Below are 2,371 nucleotides of genomic sequence, written 5' to 3' on the forward strand. Positions count from 1 at the left end.
CCTTGAACAATACTCAGGATTCGATAATTTGCATTTTTTAGCCATGATTCAGAACAAAATCGGCGAACGTGAGGTAAAAGAGGCGATCGAGCGAGTGGGGTTGAATCCGCATGATAAAAGGCCGGTGAAAGCGTACTCTCTTGGAATGAGACAAAGACTGGCCATCGCACAATGCATCATGGAGAAACCGCAGCTGATGTTGCTCGATGAACCGATGAATGCTTTGGATGAAAAATCGGTGGACCAAGTGTACCAAATTATTCGGGAGGAAAACAAAAGAGGCTGCACCATTTTGTTGACGTCTCACAACAAGGTGGACATTCAGTCATTATGCCATGAAGTATATTCGATGAATGAAGGGGTGATTACGGGTATGACCCATATTACGGCAGAATGACTGTCATGTGTGTAATGTCGAAATTCGCGAGGGGGTGGCCATCTTGAACAACCAACTGTGCGAAGGTGCCGCTTCCGTGTTCATGGGACAATCAAAAGTGAACCAATAGCTTCCTGCATCTGAGGAGGATGCTGGGAGCTTCAGTGCAGCAGCTCTTCTTCGTTGCGCCACTCCCCCATCCTACTCTTGAACAGGAGAGCCGCCATGGAAATGCCAAGATGTTGTGTGTTTTGCTTGGGTCAACAACTCTTTGAGGCAATCCCCATAGCCATCAAGTGAAGCCTTGGAGCGAGTAGCTCCAAGGCTTCACTTTTCATCTTTGGAGGCTGTGACCGTGAGAATATATAAAGATAGGCATGTCAAATACACCTTCCCTATAGAAGGTTTTTTTCATGGTATGAGGCGGGAATTTCTTACGACACCGGCATGATGACCAAACTCTCGATAATGTCTAAAGCGCTCTTTTTTGTATAACGCCTTGATTTTTTTCCGTGTTGAGCGATGATGTCACACAGTTTTAAAAGAAGTTGGACAGCTAACGCCTCCGAACACCATAAGGCTTGAAATAAATCCATACCGAACTCCTTGATCATACTCATCGCCTTATATTCGCTCAATTCCTTTTTCTGTTTTCGATAGAGCCATTCCCGCATTTTAAACATGACAGTGGAGCTGATCAATAAGGCAATCAATGTTCCATACAGGTGGCACTGAAAGCGAGCCCCTTTCATCGGTTTGAATCGATGAATGTGAAACAGGGATTTCCATGTCTTAAATACCACCTCAATCTGCCAGCGAAGAGAATACAGCGTATGAATTTCGTGCAAAGAGGTATAAATCGCTGGAATATTGGTGATATATACATATATTGGGTGGGGGCGTCGCGTCACGTACGCGGCCCCTTTTTGTTTCGCCTTCTGTTTCCATTGTCCTTCCTTCTGTCGCTCCTGTTCTTCTGTCAGCCGATACACAATAAGCCGCGGTTGATGAACTTTCTTTCCACTGACATACGCATGTTCCAGTTCCATGGTTTCTCCCGGTTGCAGCACCGCAAGGAAATCCTCTGGTTCCCATTTTCGAAATCGGTCCCCTTCTTTTTGGTAAATCCCTACATTGTGTTTGAGCCGTGAAATATAAAAGGCCCCGGCGTCATGAATGGCTTGCAATCCCTCAAGCGAAAAATAGCCTAAGTCTTTCAAACAAAGGTCTCCCTCTTGGATGGTCGATAGAAGGGACGCTCCGTAGGCGGCGTCGTGATGACGGGCATCTTCGACGTCCACATGGAGAACCTTCCCTTCTAGCCATTCATATTCTAGCTGAATTTTCACCCCAGGCCCCGTACATCCCTCGTAAATCCCCTGGATTTCAGGAGGCAGTTGAAACGACGTGGAATCGAGAATGCGAATCCGGAGAAACAGCGAATGTCTTGGACATAAGCGACGGGCCTCCTGAGTCTGATGAATGAGCAGTTTTTCAAACACCGCTTTGAGGAAACTCACCGCTTTTTCATGAAACCGTTGATTGAGCCCTTCCGCACTCAGAGAGGTGTTTTGCTTGAGAGCTAGAGCACTGCAAAGCTGCACCAATGATTTTTGACCGCCTCCTTCCTGGAGAAATGTGCAAAGTGCCACGAAATCATGGGCGCGTGACTTCCCCTTTCGTTGAATAAATTGATGATCTCGGGCCATATGTTCAAGTTCTTCGCACGATAACACGCTTCTTAATCCGTCTAAAAAACAATGCCATTCTTCTTGGAGAGATAAGGACGTCTTCAAAAAAACCACCCTTTCTAAGACATTATGAGGTCTTCAAAAGGATGGTCAAATGAGGCATATATTTATTCCTGTTTTCTTAACTTGATGGCTATGGAGGCAATCCCATATTATAATCACAATAAATTAAAGAAAATTATAAAAAATATATACCAATACATTAGAAAAATCTTAGAATTTCGATCTATTCTAAATGTGAAAA

General features: G+C 44.7%; 2 protein-coding genes. One reads left to right on the plus strand and one right to left on the minus strand.

The annotated features are described in order from the left end of the window. Window positions 1–397, plus strand: a 397-nt coding sequence (locus tag VU18_RS18655) for an ATP-binding cassette domain-containing protein (RefSeq protein WP_047757551.1), incomplete at its 5' end; no start/stop codon positions are given. A gap of 413 nt (window positions 398–810) precedes the next feature. On the opposite strand, the gene VU18_RS01240 is transcribed toward VU18_RS18655, so the two are convergent. Continuing rightward, entirely contained in the window at window positions 811–2,172 is a 1,362-nt protein-coding gene (locus tag VU18_RS01240) for an IS4-like element ISGka3 family transposase (protein WP_047757514.1), read from the minus strand. Between the last annotated feature and the right edge of the window lie 199 nt (window positions 2,173–2,371).

It is taken from the genome of Geobacillus sp. ZGt-1, assembly GCF_001026865.1.
Classification (GTDB): Bacteria; Bacillota; Bacilli; order Bacillales; family Anoxybacillaceae; genus Geobacillus; species Geobacillus thermoleovorans.